14 protein-coding genes, 1 other RNA gene and 1 pseudogene are annotated in these 17893 nt (G+C 49.0%); 13 read left to right on the top strand and 3 right to left on the bottom strand.

All coding sequences use genetic code 11. The features are described from left to right. Positions 1 to 92: 92 nt before the first annotated feature. Both menI and FEK50_RS11630 read right to left on the bottom strand, forming a co-directional pair. The gene (gene menI / locus FEK50_RS11635; RefSeq protein ID WP_130208236.1) at positions 93 to 503 is read right to left on the bottom strand and encodes a 1,4-dihydroxy-2-naphthoyl-CoA hydrolase; all 411 of its coding nucleotides are present in this window, start codon (positions 501 to 503) and stop codon (positions 93 to 95) included. Continuing rightward, entirely contained in the window at positions 500 to 3556 is a 3057-nt protein-coding gene (locus FEK50_RS11630) for an FAD-binding and (Fe-S)-binding domain-containing protein (protein ID WP_131161185.1), read from the bottom strand. The genes menI and FEK50_RS11630 overlap by 4 nt, the downstream gene beginning before the upstream one ends. Before the next feature lie 388 nt (positions 3557 to 3944). On the opposite strand from FEK50_RS11630, the gene ydiK reads away from it, so the two are divergent. From ydiK to FEK50_RS11585, 9 genes and pseudogenes are all read left to right on the top strand, one after another. Next, a complete protein-coding gene (gene ydiK / locus FEK50_RS11625; RefSeq protein WP_000248636.1) occupies positions 3945 to 5057 on the top strand; it encodes an AI-2E family transporter YdiK in 1113 nt (370 codons plus the stop codon). Positions 5058 to 5243: 186 nt separating this feature from the next. Further along, positions 5244 to 5351, top strand: an RNA gene (gene rprA, locus FEK50_RS11620) — antisense sRNA RprA. Between the two features lie 134 nt (positions 5352 to 5485). Continuing rightward, positions 5486 to 5842, top strand: a complete 357-nt coding sequence (locus tag FEK50_RS11615) for a YdiL family protein (protein WP_130208240.1) — start codon at positions 5486 to 5488, stop codon at positions 5840 to 5842. A gap of 97 nt (positions 5843 to 5939) precedes the next feature. Then, positions 5940 to 7154, top strand: coding sequence for an MFS transporter (locus tag FEK50_RS11610; RefSeq protein ID WP_131161184.1), 1215 nt, complete (start codon positions 5940 to 5942; stop codon positions 7152 to 7154). 226 nt (positions 7155 to 7380) lie between these two features. Beyond that, positions 7381 to 8647 (top strand): annotated as a pseudogene (locus tag FEK50_RS11605) (MFS transporter). An 11-nt stretch (positions 8648 to 8658) separates the two neighbouring features. Next, positions 8659 to 9525 carry a quinate/shikimate dehydrogenase gene (ydiB, locus tag FEK50_RS11600; RefSeq protein ID WP_130208246.1) on the top strand — a complete coding sequence of 289 codons (867 nt, stop codon included), beginning with the start codon at positions 8659 to 8661 and terminating at the stop codon, positions 9523 to 9525. Between the two features lie 30 nt (positions 9526 to 9555). Further along, on the top strand, positions 9556 to 10314 hold the full coding sequence (gene aroD, locus FEK50_RS11595) for a type I 3-dehydroquinate dehydratase (RefSeq protein WP_131161183.1): 759 nt from the start codon (positions 9556 to 9558) through the stop codon (positions 10312 to 10314). A gap of 143 nt (positions 10315 to 10457) precedes the next feature. Further along, on the top strand, positions 10458 to 12053 hold the full coding sequence (locus tag FEK50_RS11590) for an acyl CoA:acetate/3-ketoacid CoA transferase (RefSeq protein ID WP_131161182.1): 1596 nt from the start codon (positions 10458 to 10460) through the stop codon (positions 12051 to 12053). A gap of 13 nt (positions 12054 to 12066) precedes the next feature. Then, complete coding sequence (locus FEK50_RS11585) at positions 12067 to 13218, top strand: acyl-CoA dehydrogenase (RefSeq protein ID WP_000347861.1); 1152 nt, start codon at positions 12067 to 12069, stop codon at positions 13216 to 13218. A 43-nt stretch (positions 13219 to 13261) separates the two neighbouring features. Here FEK50_RS11585 and FEK50_RS11580 read toward each other — a convergent pair whose 3' ends face one another. Beyond that, complete coding sequence (locus FEK50_RS11580; RefSeq protein ID WP_130208252.1) at positions 13262 to 14173, bottom strand: AraC family transcriptional regulator; 912 nt, start codon at positions 14171 to 14173, stop codon at positions 13262 to 13264. Between the two features lie 315 nt (positions 14174 to 14488). Between FEK50_RS11580 and FEK50_RS11575 the strand changes: the two genes are divergently transcribed. From FEK50_RS11575 to FEK50_RS11560, 4 genes are read left to right on the top strand one after another with little or no spacing between them, the layout of a single operon-like run. Next, positions 14489 to 15253: an electron transfer flavoprotein gene (locus FEK50_RS11575; protein ID WP_131161181.1), complete on the top strand. Its 765-nt coding sequence runs from the start codon at positions 14489 to 14491 to the stop codon at positions 15251 to 15253. A gap of 19 nt (positions 15254 to 15272) precedes the next feature. After that, positions 15273 to 16211 (top strand): electron transfer flavoprotein subunit alpha, encoded by a 939-nt coding sequence (locus tag FEK50_RS11570; RefSeq protein ID WP_131161180.1) that lies wholly within the window; start codon positions 15273 to 15275, stop codon positions 16209 to 16211. Between the two features lie 54 nt (positions 16212 to 16265). Then, positions 16266 to 17555: an FAD-dependent oxidoreductase gene (locus FEK50_RS11565; RefSeq protein WP_131161179.1), complete on the top strand. Its 1290-nt coding sequence runs from the start codon at positions 16266 to 16268 to the stop codon at positions 17553 to 17555. Beyond that, positions 17552 to 17845: a ferredoxin family protein gene (locus tag FEK50_RS11560; protein ID WP_000081086.1), complete on the top strand. Its 294-nt coding sequence runs from the start codon at positions 17552 to 17554 to the stop codon at positions 17843 to 17845. Before FEK50_RS11565 ends, FEK50_RS11560 begins: the two co-directional genes overlap by 4 nt. The last annotated feature ends 48 nt before the right edge of the window (positions 17846 to 17893 follow it).

The following is a 17893-nucleotide window of genomic DNA, read 5'->3' as shown; positions in this document are numbered from 1 at the left end:
CTCGCTTTAGACAAGACCTGCACAGTATACCACCGTTTACTGTGCAGATAATAACCAAAAGCAATATGCATCACACTTTTCTGGTGACAACGTCACAAAATGGCGGTCGTCAATCGTGATGAACAACACAAACGCCCTTTCTCATCGAAGATTTCGATCTGCCAGACCTGATGCCGTGAACCGAGATGCAGCGGTTTACAAACGCCGCGTACCCGCCCTTCTCGTGCTGAGCGAACATGGTTAGCATTGACTTCCAGGCCAACCACTTTTTGCTCGCCTTCGGTACATAAATAACCGGCAACGGAGCCGATACTCTCGGCCAATACTACGGACGCCCCGCCATGTAGCAGCCCAAAAGGCTGCTTTGTCCGCGAGTCTACCGGCATTGTTGCTTCCAGCGTTTCATCACCAATATGTTCAAAACGAATATCCAGCAGCCCCACCATGTTTCCTTCACCCATGGCATTCAGTGCTTCAAGGGTGATTTTACGTTTCCATATCATTTAATAATCTCCAGTAATGCCTGCACGGGATGGCGTACCCCCGTCCCTTCAACCCGTTTAACCTGGCTGCGGCAAGAATACCCGGTCGCCAGACAGCGATTACGCGGCAGACGCTGCATTGCCTGATGCCAGGATAACTCATAGATCCCGAGCGAGTGTTTATGGTTTTTCGCCTCATGTCCGTAAGTTCCTGCCATGCCGCAGCAACCCACGCTGACATTTTCCAGTTTCGCGCCAAAACGGGCAAATATCGCGGCCCATTGTGCTGGCGCGCCCGGCAGAGCAGTGACCTCAGTACAGTGACCAAAGAAATACCATGATTCACCGCTGACTGCTGTCACTGGCTGTGACTGAAGCGCGCTTGCCAGCCATTCATTCGCCAGTAAGACGTTAAACTCGCCACGCGCCTCGCCCAGAACCAGTTTATATTCATCGCGATAACAAAGTACCAGCGCCGGATCGACACCCACCATTGGCATCCCCAGTTTCGCCATGCGGTTAAGGAAATCCGCCGTTTTTTTCGCCGTCTTCGCAAACCGATTAAGAAAGCCTTTGATATGCTGCGCTTTACCATTCGGTGAGAATGGCAACAGCACCGGCTGGAAACCTAATTTTTCGACCAGACGAACAAAATCCGCCACCACGTGCGCATCGTAATAACTGGTGAAAGGATCCTGCACTACCAGAACCGTGCGTGCTTTCTGCTCTGAACTGAGCGCTTCAAGCTGTTCCAGCGTCATGTTTGCCGAGCGATGCCCCACCATTTGTTGTTGCAGCGACGGCACTGAAAGCAGCGGCAAATCGACCATACCGATGTGTTTTTCCGAGAGTTTTCGCACCAGCGGCTGGTTAATGAAGAAGTTAAAAGTCTTTGGCGCACGCGCCATCAGCGGTGCGTAACTTTCGACCGTTGCCACCAGATGATCGCGCAATGGGCGTAGATAACGCGTGTGATAGAGTTGCAAGAAACGAGAGCGAAACTCCGGTACGTCAATTTTGATCGGACACTGAGTCGAACACGCTTTACAGGCCAGGCAGCCCGACATTGCCTCTTTGACTTCGTGCGAGAAGTCATATTCGCCTTTATTTGCATGCCAGCTATTGCGCATACGGGCAATTAACGTGCGCAAGCTGACGCCAGACTCTGGCAGCTCTTGCTCCAGTTTTAGAGGATCAACGCCGCGATCCGCCAGCAAACGTAACCATTCACGCACCAGCGTTGCACGCCCTTTCGGTGAATGAATCCGGTTCTGAGTAATCTTCATTGACGGACACATCGGGCTGCGGGCATCAAAGTTGAAGCACAAACCGTTGCCATTACATTCCACAGCGCCGCGCCACTGCTGGCGTACCGCGATGGGGATTTGTCGGTCATACGTGCCACGCTTTACCGCGTCCACTTTCATCATTGGCGCGTCAATACCTTCTGGCGGGCAGATTTTCCCAGGGTTTAGTCGGTTATGCGGATCAAACGCCGCTTTAACCTTGCGTAGCTCTGCGAAAAGCTCTTCACCGAAAAACGCCGGACTGTATTCGGCACGAAAACCTTTACCGTGCTCGCCCCACAACAAGCCACCGTATTTTGCAGTCAGCGCCACCACGTCATCAGAGATTTGCTTCATCAAGATCTCTTGTTGCGGATCGCACATATCCAGTGCCGGACGGACGTGCAAAACACCAGCGTCGACGTGGCCAAACATGCCATAACTTAAACCGTGGCTGTCGAGCAGTGCGCGAAATTCAGCAATATAATCTGCCAGATGTTCCGGCGGCACGCAGGTATCTTCGGCAAATGGAATCGGTTTAGCTGCACCTTTGGCATTGCCGAGCAGGCCGACGGCTTTTTTGCGCATTGCATAAATACGTTCAACACCTGCCAGCTCACTGCACACCTGCCAGCCGATCACCCCTGCCTGCTGGCTGGCAATCAGTTCATCTAGCCGCGCACAGAGTGAATTTACCCGCTCGTCAATCAGCGCCTCATCATCTCCGGCAAATTCAACAATGTTCAGCCCAAGCATCTCTTTGTCAGGCACATTGGTAATCAGTTCGCTGACGGAATGCCAGACAATATCTTCCCGCGCCAGATTCAGCACTTTTGAGTCTACCGTCTCTACCGAAAGCGCACGCGCCTCAACCATAAACGGCGCATTACGCAGCGCGGAGTCAAAAGAGTCATATTTGACATTCACCAGACGGCGCACTTTAGGCAAGCACGTAATATCCAGCCGCGCTTCGGTAATAAAGGCCAGCGTCCCTTCTGATCCGGTCAGAATGCGCGTCAGGTCGAACTCGGTCATTTCATCGTTAAAGACATGGCGCAGATCGTAACCGGTAAGAAAACGGTTAAGTTTGGGGAATTTGTCGATGATTAATTGGCGTTGCTGGCGGCAACGTTGATAGACAGTGTTGTAGATCCGCCCGATAGCGGTATTGGTTTTACCCAACGTTTCAGCAAGTTCGACGGGTAAAGGTTGGGTATCGAGAATATCGCCCCCCAACAACACCGCCCGCACGCCCAACACGTGATCTGACGTTTTCCCATAGACCAGCGATCCCTGGCCGGAAGCATCAGTATTAATCATCCCGCCGAGCGTTGCCCGGTTACTGGTCGAAAGTTCTGGCGCAAAAAAGTAGCCAAATGGTTTCAGGTACTGATTCAGTTGATCTTTAATCACCCCAGCTTCAACGCGCACCCAGCCCTCTTCAGGGTTAATTTCGATGATGCGGTTCATATGGCGGGACATATCAACAATAATCCCCTGATTGAGCGCCTGACCGTTAGTGCCAGTACCGCCGCCGCGGGGGGTAAAGATCAGCGATGAATAGCGTTCCTGCGCGGCCAGACGGGCAATTAACGCCACATCTGCGGTTGAACGCGGAAATACCACCGCATCGGGGAGAAGTTGGTAAATACTGTTGTCGGTCGACATTGTCAGACGATCGGCATAACTTGTCGCCGTATCGCCAGTAAAACCCTGTTGCTCCAGCTCTTGCAAAAAATTAAGCACCAGTTGAACGACGCCGGGTGCCTGGGAAATCTGTGGAATCATTATATTGACCCTTTCCTGCGGTCTGTGATGTAGGTCGATACACTGTTCTTTCAGGCTGCTGCAATAGCGCACTGAAAGGTGATGTTTGTTTACTCTATGGATTTCGAGTTGCAGGAAGGCGGCAAGCGAGTGAACTCCAGGAGCTTACAAAAGTAAGTGACTGGGGTGAACGAACGTAGCCGCAGCACATGCAACTTGAAATACGACGAGTAAATCGTTTGCGTGTTGCCTGAGTTGTTGTACCACATTTTTTTCTAACACGCCCATTAGAATTAAGGGCAGAATCGGCCTGTTAAAAACCGCTGAAATTGCTCATCATTATGCAGGTGAGTTTCGCGTGTTCACGTCGCGTCGACGATTTGACGCACAAAAAAGGTGAAAAGTAGTTATGGTAAATGTTCGTCAGCCCAGGGATGTCGCACAAATTCTGCTTTCGGTGCTGTTTTTAGCCATCATGATTGTGGCATGTCTGTGGATCGTTCAACCCTTTATTCTCGGCTTCGCATGGGCCGGTACGGTGGTTATCGCCACCTGGCCGGTATTGTTACGTTTGCAAAAGATCATGTTTGGCCGCCGCTCTCTCGCCGTTCTGGTAATGACGTTGCTCCTGGTGATGGTGTTTATCATCCCTATTGCTTTGCTGGTTAACAGTATCGTCGACGGCAGTGGCCCGTTAATTAAGGCCATCTCCAGTGGCGATATGACATTACCGGATTTAGCGTGGCTTAATACCATTCCAGTGATTGGCGCGAAGCTGTACGCAGGCTGGCACAATTTGCTGGATATGGGCGGCACGGCAATTATGGCGAAAGTCCGTCCTTATATTGGCACCACTACCACCTGGTTCGTCGGGCAAGCCGCGCATATCGGGCGCTTTATGGTGCATTGTGCCTTGATGCTGCTCTTCAGTGCCCTGTTGTACTGGCGCGGTGAACAGGTGGCGCAAGGCATCCGCCATTTTGCGACCCGTCTGGCGGGCGTTCGCGGTGATGCTGCTGTACTGCTGGCGGCACAAGCTATCCGCGCAGTGGCGCTGGGCGTTGTGGTGACTGCGTTAGTGCAGGCAGTGCTTGGCGGTATCGGTCTGGCCGTTTCTGGTGTGCCTTACGCAACGCTGCTAACGGTATTAATGATCCTCTCCTGCCTTGTTCAGCTAGGCCCGCTGCCAGTGTTGATTCCGGCGATTATCTGGCTCTACTGGACCGGCGATACCACCTGGGGAACGGTATTGTTAGTGTGGAGTGGTGTGGTTGGCACTCTGGATAACGTCATCCGCCCAATGCTAATTCGCATGGGCGCAGATTTACCGCTGATTCTGATCCTCTCCGGGGTTATTGGTGGTTTGATTGCTTTCGGTATGATCGGTCTGTTTATTGGTCCGGTACTACTGGCTGTTTCCTGGCGTCTGTTTGCCGCGTGGGTTGAAGAAGTCCCGCCGCCGACTGACCAGCCGGAGGAAATTCTCGAAGAGCTTGGCGAAATCGAGAAACCGAATAAGTAAATCACTTATCAGGCGGCTTTGCCGCCTGATTGTTAATCACAGCTAATTGATATTTCATTCCTCCAGTCCGTATTTTCCTGCTTACCGCCATTCAGCTGGTAGTTCCTGTCGCAAATCCTTTACAGTTTTTAAACTAATGAGACGAATCTGATCGACGCAAAAAGTCCGTATGCCTACTATTAGCACACGGTTATAAATCAACATATTGATTTATAAGCATGGAAATCCCCTGAGTGAAACAACGAATTGCTGTGTGTAGTCTTTGCCCATCTCCCACGATGGGCTTTTTTTTAACATTTTTTGCTTCATTACCCCGCCTCTCGTTCTTTCCAATAATGTTGCACAAGATACTGTGACTCTCTTCAAGCCGTAAGCAGGCTGATAATGTTATTTATATTTTATTCTTTTTTTCATGCAGCCATTACACGATGAACGCTTATGAACTCCAGGCACTACGCCATATTTTTGCTATGACCATTGATGAATGCGCGACCTGGATTGCCCTGACGGGCGACAGTGAAAGCTGGCAACAATGGGAGAAAGGCAAAACGGATATTCCTGACGAGATAGTTGAAAAACTTCTGGCAATGCGCCAGCAAAGAAAAAGGCATCTTCACGCCATCATAGAAAAAATAAACAACCGCATCGGCAACAACACCATGCGTTTTTTCCCCAATTTAATCGCATTTCAACATATCTACCCTGAAGGTAATTTTATTGACTGGAAGATTTACCAGTCTGTCGCAGCTGAATTATATGCGCACGATCTGGAACGCCTGTGTTGATATTTTAACGGGATACAACGGACGTCATGACAAAAATAATAAACGGATGCTGACATAACAAAAGCAACTTTTTAAGCAATATTGCTAAGTAGATCTTATGAAAAATCCCTACCTCCCTACCGCGCTTGGGTTGTATCTCAATTACTTGGTGCATGGTATGGGTGTCATTTTGATGACTTTAAATATGGCCTCGCTGGAGACGCTCTGGCAGACCAATGCTGCGGGCGTCTCAATTGTCATCTCATCATTAGGCATTGGTCGATTAAGTGTCTTATTTTTTGCAGGATTACTATCCGATCGTTTTGGCCGACGTCCTTTTATCATCATGGGGATATGCTGCTATCTGATGTTCTTTTTCGGCATTCTGCATGCAAATAACATTATCATCGCGTATGTATTTGGTTTTCTCGCCGGTATGGCAAATAGTTTTCTTGATGCAGGCACCTACCCCAGCCTGATGGAAGCTTTTCCTCGCTCGCCTGGCACAGCCAATATTTTAATTAAAGCCTTTGTCTCCAGCGGACAATTTTTATTGCCGCTAATTATCAGCCTGTTAGTGTGGGCTGAACTGTGGTTCGGTTGGTCTTTTATGATTGCCGCAGCAATTATGATCGTTAACGGTCTGTTTTTATATCGCTGTACCTTTCCACCACATCCGGGACGTCGCTTACCTGAAGTAAAGAAACCCACCACCGCCGCGAAGCATCGTTGCTCAATTATCGATTTAGCCAGCTATACCTTATATGGCTATATCTCAATGGCAACCTTTTATCTGGTAAGTCAGTGGCTGGCACAATACGGACAATTTGTCGCCGGTATGTCTTACACCATGTCGATCAAATTACTCAGTATCTATACCGTAGGGTCGCTACTTTGTGTATTTATTACCGCGCCACTCATTAGCAAAGCGGTTCGTTCAACAACATTGTTGATGCTGTACACTTTTATCTCATTTATCGCCCTGCTCACCATCTGCCTGCATCCCACATTTTATGTGGTGATAATATTTGCTTTTGTCATCGGTTTTACCTCCGCAGGTGGTGTTGTACAAATTGGCCTGACGTTAATGGCGGAACGTTTTCCCCATGCCAAAGGAAAAGCAACGGGGATCTATTACAGTGCGGGCAGCATTGCAACATTTACCATTCCGTTGATTACGGCTCATCTTTCGCAAAGAAGTATTGCCGATATTATGTGGTTCGATACCGCCATCGCTGCTATCGGCTTTTTACTGGCGCTGTTTATTGGCGTACGCAGTCGAAAAGAAGCACAACATCCATCATTAACGGAAAATGTCGCTACTGGTGCGTAATGCAATATTCTTATAAGGTCATGCAAGATATTACGGATAAATTATTCTTCCTGCGCTAATTAAGGAAAATCGCGATCAAAAACAAACTATCACATGCAACATTCCTGGAAACATAAACTTTATGCCATGTACCCAGAGAAAATCATCTTCAGTATAGTGATTATGAAAACCGTCGAAATACAACACGGACGGTAACAAAATTATCTTTCAGCAAGGAGCTGTGAAAATGTCTCAAAATAAGGCTTTCAGCACGCCATTTATCCTGGCTGTCCTTTGTGTATACTTCAGCTATTTCCTACATGGCATTAGTGTTATTACGCTTGCACAAAACATGTCATCTCTGGCAGAAAAGTTTTCTACCGATAACGCCGGTATCGCCTATTTAATTTCTGGTATCGGTCTGGGCCGTCTGATAAGTATTTTATTCTTCGGTGTAATCTCCGATAAATTTGGTCGACGAGCAGTAATATTCATGGCCGTTGCCATGTATATGCTGTTTTTCTTTGGTATTCCGGCCTGCCCAAGTTTAGCTCTCGCTTACGGTCTGGCAGTGTGCGTTGGTATCGCCAACTCAGCCCTGGATACCGGTGGATATCCGGCGTTGATGGAATGCTTCCCGAAAGCCTCGGGGTCAGCCGTAATATTGGTTAAGGCGATGATATCGTTCGGGCAAATGCTCTATCCGATGCTGGTGAGTTATATGCTGTTGAATAACATCTGGTACGGTTATGGGCTGATTATTCCAGGCATCGTATTTGTGCTGATCACGCTGATGCTATTGAAAAGTAAATTCCCAGGCCAGTTGGTGGATGCCAGCGTAGCTGGTGAACTACCGCAAATGAACAGTAAGCCGTTAGTCTGGCTGGAAGGTGTTTCATCGGTGTTGTTCGGTGTTGCCGCATTCTCGACCTTTTATGTAATTGTCGTGTGGATGCCAAAATATGCGATGGCGTTTGCCGGTATGTCGGAAGCTGAGGCATTAAAAACCATCTCTTATTACAGTATGGGTTCGCTGGTCTGTGTCTTTATTTTTGCCGCACTATTGAAAAAAATGGTACGTCCCATCTGGGCTAACGTTTTTAACTCTGCTCTGGCAACGGTAACCGCCGCTATCATTTACCTATACCCTTCTCCACTGGTCTGTAATGCCGGGGCTTTTGTCATCGGTTTCTCTGCTGCTGGCGGTATTTTACAGCTTGGCGTTTCAGTCATGTCTGAGTTTTTCCCCAAAAGCAAAGCCAAAGTCACCAGTATTTATATGATGATGGGTGGTCTGGCCAACTTTGTTATTCCGTTGATTACCGGTTATCTGTCGAATATCGGCCTGCAATACATCATCGTTCTCGATTTTACTTTCGCGCTTCTGGCCCTGATTACCGCAATTATTGTTTTCATCCGCTATTACCGCGTTTTCATTATTCCTGAAAATGATGTCCGGTTTGGCGAACGCAATCTTAGCACCCCGGTTAAACACAATTAAGCAAAGAAATTAGAGGAGTTAATTATGGATGTTACCGCTAAATACGAATTGATTGGCCTGATGGCCTATCCTATCCGCCACAGTTTATCGCCTGAAATGCAAAACAAAGCCTTAGAAAAAGCGGGATTGCCATTTACCTATATGGCCTTTGAAGTGGATAACGATAGCTTTGCCGGAGCAATTGAAGGCTTAAAAGCCTTAAAAATGCGCGGAACCGGTGTGTCGATGCCTAACAAACAACTGGCGTGTGAATATGTTGATGAATTAACACCAGCGGCCAAACTGGTTGGCGCTATCAATACCATCGTCAATGATGACGGCTACCTGCGCGGCTATAACACCGACGGCACGGGCCATATTCGCGCCATTAAAGAGAGCGGTTTTGATATCAAAGGCAAAACGATGGTGCTGCTAGGTGCCGGTGGTGCCTCAACGGCGATTGGCGCGCAAGGCGCGATTGAAGGTTTAAAAGAGATTAAAATCTTCAACCGTCGGGATGAATTCTTCGACAAAGCCCTCGCCTTCGCACAACGGGTCAACGAAAACACCGATTGTGTCGTCACCGTGACCGATCTCGCCGATCAGCAAGCCTTTGCTGAAGCCCTGGCTTCCGCCGACATTTTAACCAACGGCACAAAAGTGGGTATGAAGCCTCTTGAAAATGAATCATTAGTTAACGATATCAGTTTGTTACATCCAGGACTGCTGGTCACTGAATGCGTGTATAACCCGCATATGACGAAGTTATTGCAGCAGGCGCAACAAGCAGGTTGCAAAACGATTGATGGATACGGCATGTTGTTGTGGCAAGGGGCTGAACAGTTCACGTTATGGACTGGCAAAGATTTCCCTCTGGAATACGTTAAACAGGTCATGGGGTTCGGCGCCTGACAGGCTGACCGCGTGCAGAAAGGGTAAAAAATGAAAACCGTAACTGTAAAAGATCTCGTCATTGGTACGGGCGCACCAAAAATCATCGTCTCGCTGATGGCGAAAGATATCGCCAGCGTGAAATCCGAAGCTCTCGCCTATCGTGAAGCGGACTTTGATATTCTGGAATGGCGTGTGGACCACTTTGCCGACCTCTCCAGCGTGGAGTCTGTCATGGCCGCGGCAAAAATCCTCCGTGAGGTAATGCCAGAAAAACCGCTGCTGTTTACCCTCCGTAGCGCTAAAGAAGGCGGCGAGCAGGCGATTTCTACTGAGGCTTATATTGCACTCAATCGCGCAGCCATCGACAGCGGTCTGGTCGATATGATCGATCTGGAGTTATTTACCGGCGACGATCAGGTTAAAGAAACCGTCGCCTATGCACATGCGCATGATGTGAAGGTTGTCATGTCCAACCATGACTTCCACAAAACGCCGGAAGCCGAAGAGATTATTGCCCGTTTGCGTAAAATGCAGTCCTTCGACGCTGATATTCCTAAAATTGCGTTGATGCCGCAAAGCACAAGTGATGTCCTGACGTTGCTTGCCGCTACCCTGGAGATGCAGGAGCAGTATGCCGATCGTCCAATCATCACGATGTCGATGGCAAAAACTGGCGTAATTTCCCGTTTGGCTGGTGAAGTATTTGGTTCAGCCGCAACGTTTGGTGCAGTAAAAAAAGCCTCTGCGCCTGGGCAAATATCGGTGAATGATTTGCGCACAGTATTAACTATTTTGCACCAGGCGTAATAAATAACGTACCGGCGGGAGCAACCTTCCCCGCCGTATAAAAAATATTTTTAAAGAGTATTTGATAAAAATATTCTGTGGGTATCTGTGCGCTATTTTTAATGCTTGCGCAGAGAAATCCACACCTGAATCAGGAAAAAATAATGAAACCTGTAAAACCACCTCGTATTAATGGACGAGTGCCGGTCCTGTCGGCACAGGAAGCGGTAAGTTATATTCCCGACGAAGCAACACTTTGTGTATTAGGTGCAGGTGGCGGTATTCTGGAAGCCACCACATTAATTACCGCTCTTGCTGACAAATATAAACAAACCCAGACACCGCGTAATTTAGCGATTATTAGTCCAACAGGGCTTGGCGATCGCGCCGACCGCGGTATTAGTCCGCTGGCGCAAGAAGGCCTGGTGAAATGGGCCTTATGCGGCCATTGGGGACAATCACCGCGTATTTCTGAACTCGCAGAACAAAATAAAATTGTTGCCTATAACTATCCACAAGGTGTGCTCACTCAAACATTGCGCGCTGCTGCTGCCCACCAGCCAGGAATTATTAGCGATATTGGTATCGGAACGTTTGTCGACCCTCGCCAACAAGGCGGCAAACTGAATGAAGTGACTAAAGAAGACCTGATTAAACTGGTCGAGTTTGATAATAAAGAATATCTCTATTACAAAGCGATCGCGCCAGATATTGCTTTTATTCGCGCTACAACCTGCGACAGCGAAGGCTACGCAACCTTTGAAGATGAAGTGATGTATCTCGACGCATTGGTTATTGCCCAGGCGGTGCACAATAACGGCGGTATCGTGATGATGCAGGTGCAGAAGATGGTTAAGAAAGCCACGCTGCATCCTAAAGCTGTCCGTATTCCAGGTTATCTTATCGATATTGTGGTGGTCGATCCGGACCAAACCCAACTGTATGGCGGTGCGCCAGTTAATCGTTTTATTTCTGGTGACTTCACACTGGATGACAGTACCCAACTTAGCTTGCCTCTTAATCAGCGTAAATTAGTCGCGCGGCGCGCATTGTTTGAAATGCGCAAAGGTGCAGTGGGTAATGTCGGTGTCGGTATTGCCGACGGTATTGGTCTGGTCGCCCGGGAAGAAGGTTGTGCTGATGACTTTATTCTGACGGTGGAAACAGGCCCAATTGGCGGTATTACTTCGCAAGGTATCGCCTTTGGCGCGAACGTGAATACCCGCGCCATTCTGGATATGACTTCCCAGTTCGATTTTTACCACGGCGGTGGTCTGGATGTCTGTTATTTGAGTTTTGCCGAAGTCGACCAGCACGGTAACGTCGGGGTGCATAAATTCAATGGCAAAATCATGGGTACAGGTGGATTTATTGATATCAGTGCCACCTCGAAGAAAATCATTTTCTGCGGCACGTTAACTGCGGGCAGTTTAAAAACAGAAATTACCGATGGTAAATTAAATATCGTCCAGGAAGGACGGGTAAATAAATTTATCCGTGAACTTCCGGAAATTACTTTTAGCGGAAAAATCGCGCTCGAACGGGGACTGGATGTTCGTTACATCACCGAACGCGCTGTATTCACCCTGAAAGAAGACGGCCTGCATTTAATCGAAATTGCCCCTGGCGTCGATTTGCAAAAAGATATTCTCGACAAAATGGATTTCACCCCAGTTATTTCGCCAGAACTGAAACTGATGGACGAAAGATTATTTATCGATGCGGCGATGGGTTTTGTCCTGCCTGAAGCGGCTCATTAACAGGAGTATCACGATGGATTTTTCTTTAACTGAAGAACAAGAACTGCTGCTGGCCAGTATTCGCGAACTGATTACGACTAACTTTCCGGAAGAGTATTTCCGCACCTGCGATCAAAACGGTACATATCCGCGTGAGTTTATGCGGGCGCTGGCAGATAACGGCATTTCTATGCTTGGCGTGCCGGAAGAGTTCGGCGGCATCCCTGCGGATTACGTCACCCAGATGCTGGCGCTGATGGAAGTGTCAAAATGCGGTGCTCCGGCGTTTTTGATTACCAACGGTCAGTGTATTCACAGCATGCGCCGTTTTGGTTCTGAGGAGCAGCTACGTAAAACGGCAGAAAGTACCCTGGAAACCGGCGACCCTGCCTATGCCCTGGCGTTGACGGAACCTGGCGCTGGCTCAGATAACAACAGCGCCACCACCACTTACACGCGTAAAAATGGCAAGGTTTACATCAACGGACAGAAAACCTTCATCACCGGTGCGAAAGAGTACCCGTATATGCTGGTGTTGGCGCGCGATCCAGAACCGAAAGATCCGAAAAAAGCCTTCACCCTGTGGTGGGTTGAGTCCAGTAAGCCCGGCATTAAGATCAATCCGCTGCATAAAATCGGCTGGCATATGCTTAGCACCTGCGAAGTTTATCTCGACAACGTGGAAGTTGAAGAGAGCGACATGGTAGGCGAAGAAGGAATGGGTTTCCTCAATGTGATGTACAACTTTGAGATGGAGCGCCTGATCAACGCCGCGCGCAGCACTGGCTTTGCCGAATGCGCATTCGAAGATGCCGCCCGCTATGCCAACCAGCGTATCGCTTTTGGTAAGCCAATTGGTCATAACCAGATGATCCAGGAAAAACTGGCGCTGATGGCGATTAAGATCGACAACATGCGCAACATGGTGTTGAAAGTGGCATGGCAAGCCGATCAGCATCAGTCACTGCGCACCAGCGCGGCGCTGGCAAAACTGTACTGCGCACGCACTGCAATGGAAGTCATTGATGATGCAATTCAAATCATGGGCGGGTTGGGCTACACCGATGAGGCACGCGTCTCCCGCTTCTGGCGTGATGTCCGCTGTGAACGGATTGGCGGTGGTACTGACGAGATTATGATTTACGTTGCAGGTCGGCAGATCCTGAAAGATTACCAGAATAAATAATCTTCAGGCGGCGCAGCTTCTGACAAAAACTGCGCCGTCAGATTTATCCGGCAAGACTTACAGGTTCAGAAAATTCAGATAAGATTTCTTGTTCAGCAAAACAATTTTTAAATTGTTTGCGGTAATCACTGGGAGAACAGCCAACATGGCGCAAAAACAGTTTGGCAAAATGATCGACATTTTCATAACCCACGCGCCAGGAGATTTCTGCCTGCGACAAATCGGTATTGGTCAGCAACCATTTCGCTTCCGTCATACGCCGTTGAATGACGTAGTTAATGGGAGAAATTCGATACTCTTTAGTAAATTCATGACAAATATAACTGACGCTGGCACGAAATTTTTTCGATAACTGTTCTAAAGTGATTTTTTCGCGGTAATTATTATTAAGATAAAAGAGAATATCTTTTATCAGGACATCTTTTTTAATATATCCCTGCTCCGAACGATAGGCATTTTTAAAGTTTTCGTAATAGAGAATCGCTAACGTATAGGAAAATGCATCCCACACTGAAGATGTGTTGCCATTTTTACTTTGCGGTAAAATCACACTTAATTCATTAAAAAGTGTTTTGATGACCTCTTTTCCCTGCCCTGCGGCAATTACCGGACAAGAATGCGGTTGCAGTAACTGATTTTCTTCTGCGCCCTGAAACTGAAAACCGTAAAGCGCACAGGTACAAGTCGTTGCCGGGTCGTTAGCATCTGAGGCCACCGCGTGCAGTCTGCCACGCTCTATCACCACAATGTCATCGGCATGTGCCACATAGAGCGAAGAATCAATGGTAAACCTTGCCACCCCTTTCTTAACATAAATCAGCTCAGTTTCATTATCATGAACGTGATGTCCCGACTCCCATTTAGGATCGTCACTAAACGCAAAGCGCGAAAGTCGTGGCGTTTTACCGGCGACAAACAGCGTTTCGCTGGCATTATCAAAACAGCGTTGATACATGACAACCTCCCTATTCCATGAGCAAGTAAAAACAATATATGCCGGATAAAATACGGCGTGTATTGCGGTTATACAACCGCATTTAGCGAGAGCTAAACAAGATTATTTACATTGAATGCAAGATAGTACGTAAACGATGGCATAATATTGCCACTTATTGTGCTTTTGTTTTAACGATCTCATTTTTTTTGCAAGATTGTTTGCAAGGAAAACAGATTGCTCCGTCGAAAACCCCGCCCTGCTATCGCACACTATTTTCAGACCATTTTTACCTTCCATCGGAGATGGTTCCGTATGCGACCCACAGGAGAAATCATGAAAATAATAACCTGCTTTAAGCTGGTGCCTGAAGAACAGGACATTGTTGTCACTCCCGAGTACACCCTCAATTTCGACAATGCCGACGCCAAAATTAGCCAGTTCGATCTCAATGCCATTGAAGCCGCAAGCCAGCTTGCAACGGATGATGATGAGATAGCCGCGCTGACCGTTGGCGGTTCATTGTTGCAGAACTCAAAAGTGCGTAAAGACGTGTTATCCCGCGGACCGCACTGTCTGTACATGGTGCAGGATGCCCAGCTTGAGCATGCACTGCCTATCGATACCGCAAAGGCGCTGGCGGCAGCAGTTGAAAAAATCGGCTTCGATTTACTGATCTTTGGTGAAGGTTCCGGCGACCTTTATGCCCAGCAGGTTGGCTTGCTGGTCGGAGAAATTCTGCAACTTCCGGTGATTAATGCTGTGAGTGCTATTCAGCGTCAGGGCAATACACTGGTGATTGAACGCACGCTTGAAGATGAAGTTGAAGTGATCGAACTCTCTGTTCCAGCCGTGCTGTGCGTCACGTCAGATATTAACGTGCCACGCATTCCATCGATGAAAGCCATTCTCGGCGCGGGCAAAAAAACGGTACATCAGTGGCAGGCGAGTGATATCGGCTGGAGCCAGGCCACGCCGCTTGCTGAACTGATCGGCGTTCGCGTACCGCCGCAAACAGAACGCAAACACATCATTCTCGATAACGATTCGCCGGAAGCCATTGCCGAGCTGGCGGAACATCTGAAGAAAGCCCTGAACTAAAGCCAACGGAGAAGAAACGATGAGTCAATTAAACAACGTCTGGGTCTTTAGCGATAATCCTGAACGTTATGCCGAACTGTTTGGCGGCGCGCAGCAATGGGGCCAACAGGTGTATGCCATTGTACAAAATACCGACCAGGCACAGGCCGTTATGCCTTATGGTCCAAAATGTATTTATGTTCTTGAGCAAAACGATGCTCTGCAACGCACTGAAAATTACGCTGAAAGCATTGCTGCCCTGCTGAAAGATAAACACCCCTCTATGTTGCTGTTGGCCGCAACGAAACGCGGTAAAGCGCTGGCAGCACGGTTAAGTGTGCAACTGAATGCGGCGCTGGTGAACGATGCCACGGCGGTGGATATTGTCGATGGTCACATTTGCGCCGAACACCGCATGTATGGTGGATTAGCGTTCGCCCAGGAAAAGATCAACAGCCCGCTGGCGATCATTACCCTTGCGCCCGGTGTTCAGGAACCTTGCACCAGTGACGCCTCGCATCAGTGTCCGATTGAGACTGTGCCTTACGTTGCTCCGCGTCATGAAATTCTTAGTCGCGAACGCCGTGCGAAAGCGGCAAGCAGCGTGGACCTGAGCAAAGCAAAACGCGTGGTCGGCGTCGGTCGTGGTCTGGCAGCACAGGATGACCTGAAAATGGTCCACGAACTGGCAGCGGCACTCAATGCTGAAGTCGGTTGTTCACGCCCGATTGCCGAAGGCGAGAACTGGATGGAGCGTGAACGTTATATCGGTGTCTCCGGCGTGTTGCTGAAATCCGACCTCTACCTGACGCTGGGGATCTCCGGGCAGATCCAACATATGGTTGGCGGCAATGGCGCAAAAGTGATTGTCGCCATCAATAAAGATAAAAATGCGCCAATCTTCAACTATGCCGACTACGGTCTGGTGGGCGATATCTACAAAGTCGTCCCTGCCCTGATTAGCCAGTTGAGTCGCTAATTCCCTTTCAACTACATCTCCCGCTGTGAAGACAGCGGGAAGGGAGCATAACGCATGTCGGATGACAAATTTGATGCCATTGTGGTCGGTGCGGGCGTTGCCGGTAGCGTTGCCGCATTGGTCATGGCGCGAGCCGGACTGGATGTCCTGGTGATCGAACGCGGCGACAGTGCCGGATGTAAAAATATGACCGGCGGGCGTCTTTATGCCCACACGCTTGAAGCGATCATTCCAGGCTTTGCTGCATCAGCGCCGGTAGAGCGCAAAGTCACACGCGAGAAAATCTCCTTCTTAACCGAAGAGAGCGCCGTTACCCTCGATTTTCACCACGAGCAGCCAGATGTTCCGCAACACGCTTCTTATACCGTATTGCGCAATCGTCTCGACCCGTGGTTGATGGAACAAGCCGAACAGGCGGGTGCGCAGTTTATCCCGGGCGTTCGCGTCGATGCGCTGGTTCGTGAAGGTAACAAGGTCACTGGCGTCCAGGCCGGGGATGATATTCTCGAAGCCAATGTGGTGATTCTGGCTGATGGCGTTAATTCAATGCTTGGCCGTTCGCTGGGAATGGTTCCCGCCTCCGATCCGCATCATTACGCTGTTGGCGTTAAAGAAGTCATTGGCCTCACGCCGGAGCAAATCAACGATCGCTTTAACGTCACTGACGATGAAGGTGCCGCCTGGCTGTTTGCCGGTTCCCCTTCTGACGGTCTGATGGGCGGCGGATTCATCTACACCAATCACGATTCCGTATCGTTGGGTCTGGTTTGTGGATTGGGTGATATCGCCCATGCGCAAAAAAGCGTGCCGCAAATGCTGGAGGATTTTAAACAGCACCCCGCCATTCGCCCACTGATTAGCGGTGGCAAACTGCTTGAATATTCCGCGCATATGGTGCCGGAAGGCGGTCTGGCAATGGTGCCACAACTGGTTAACGATGGTGTGATGATCGTCGGTGACGCCGCAGGCTTCTGCCTCAATCTGGGCTTTACGGTTCGCGGAATGGATTTAGCCATCGCATCGGCCCAGGCGGCTGCCACAACGGTGATTGCCGCCAAAGAACGCGCGGATTTTTCTGCCACTAGTCTGGCGCAATACAAACGCGAGCTGGAACAAAGCTGTGTTATGCGTGATATGCAGCATTTTCGCAAGATCCCAGCGCTGATGGAAAACCCGCGCCTGTTTAGTCAGTATCCGCGCATGGTCGCCGATATCATGAACGATATGTTCACTATTGACGGCAAACCAAACCAGCCGGTACGAAAAATGATTCTCGGACATGCGAAGAAAATCGGGCTGATTAATCTGCTGAAAGATGGCATTAAGGGGGCAACCGCGCTATGAGCCAGAACGCTACGGTCAACGTTGACGTCAAATTAGGCGTCAACAAATTCCATGTTGATGAGGGCCACCCACATATCATTCTGGCGGCAAATCCCGACATCAATGAATTTCAAAAATTAATGAAAGCCTGCCCTGCCGGACTGTATAAGCAGGATGACGCGGGAAACATTCATTTTGATTCCGCCGGTTGTCTGGAGTGCGGCACCTGTCGGGTGCTGTGCGGCAACACTATTCTCGAACAATGGCAATACCCCGCAGGCACCTTCGGTATTGATTTCCGTTACGGCTAATTACGCTTCCCACAGGCCCGCACATCGGGCCTGACGTTCTGTTTCGAG

The sequence above is a fragment of the Escherichia sp. E2586 genome (assembly GCF_005781105.1).
Taxonomy (GTDB): Bacteria; Pseudomonadota; Gammaproteobacteria; order Enterobacterales; family Enterobacteriaceae; genus Escherichia.
This window is presented reverse-complemented; position numbering and strand designations above follow the sequence as displayed.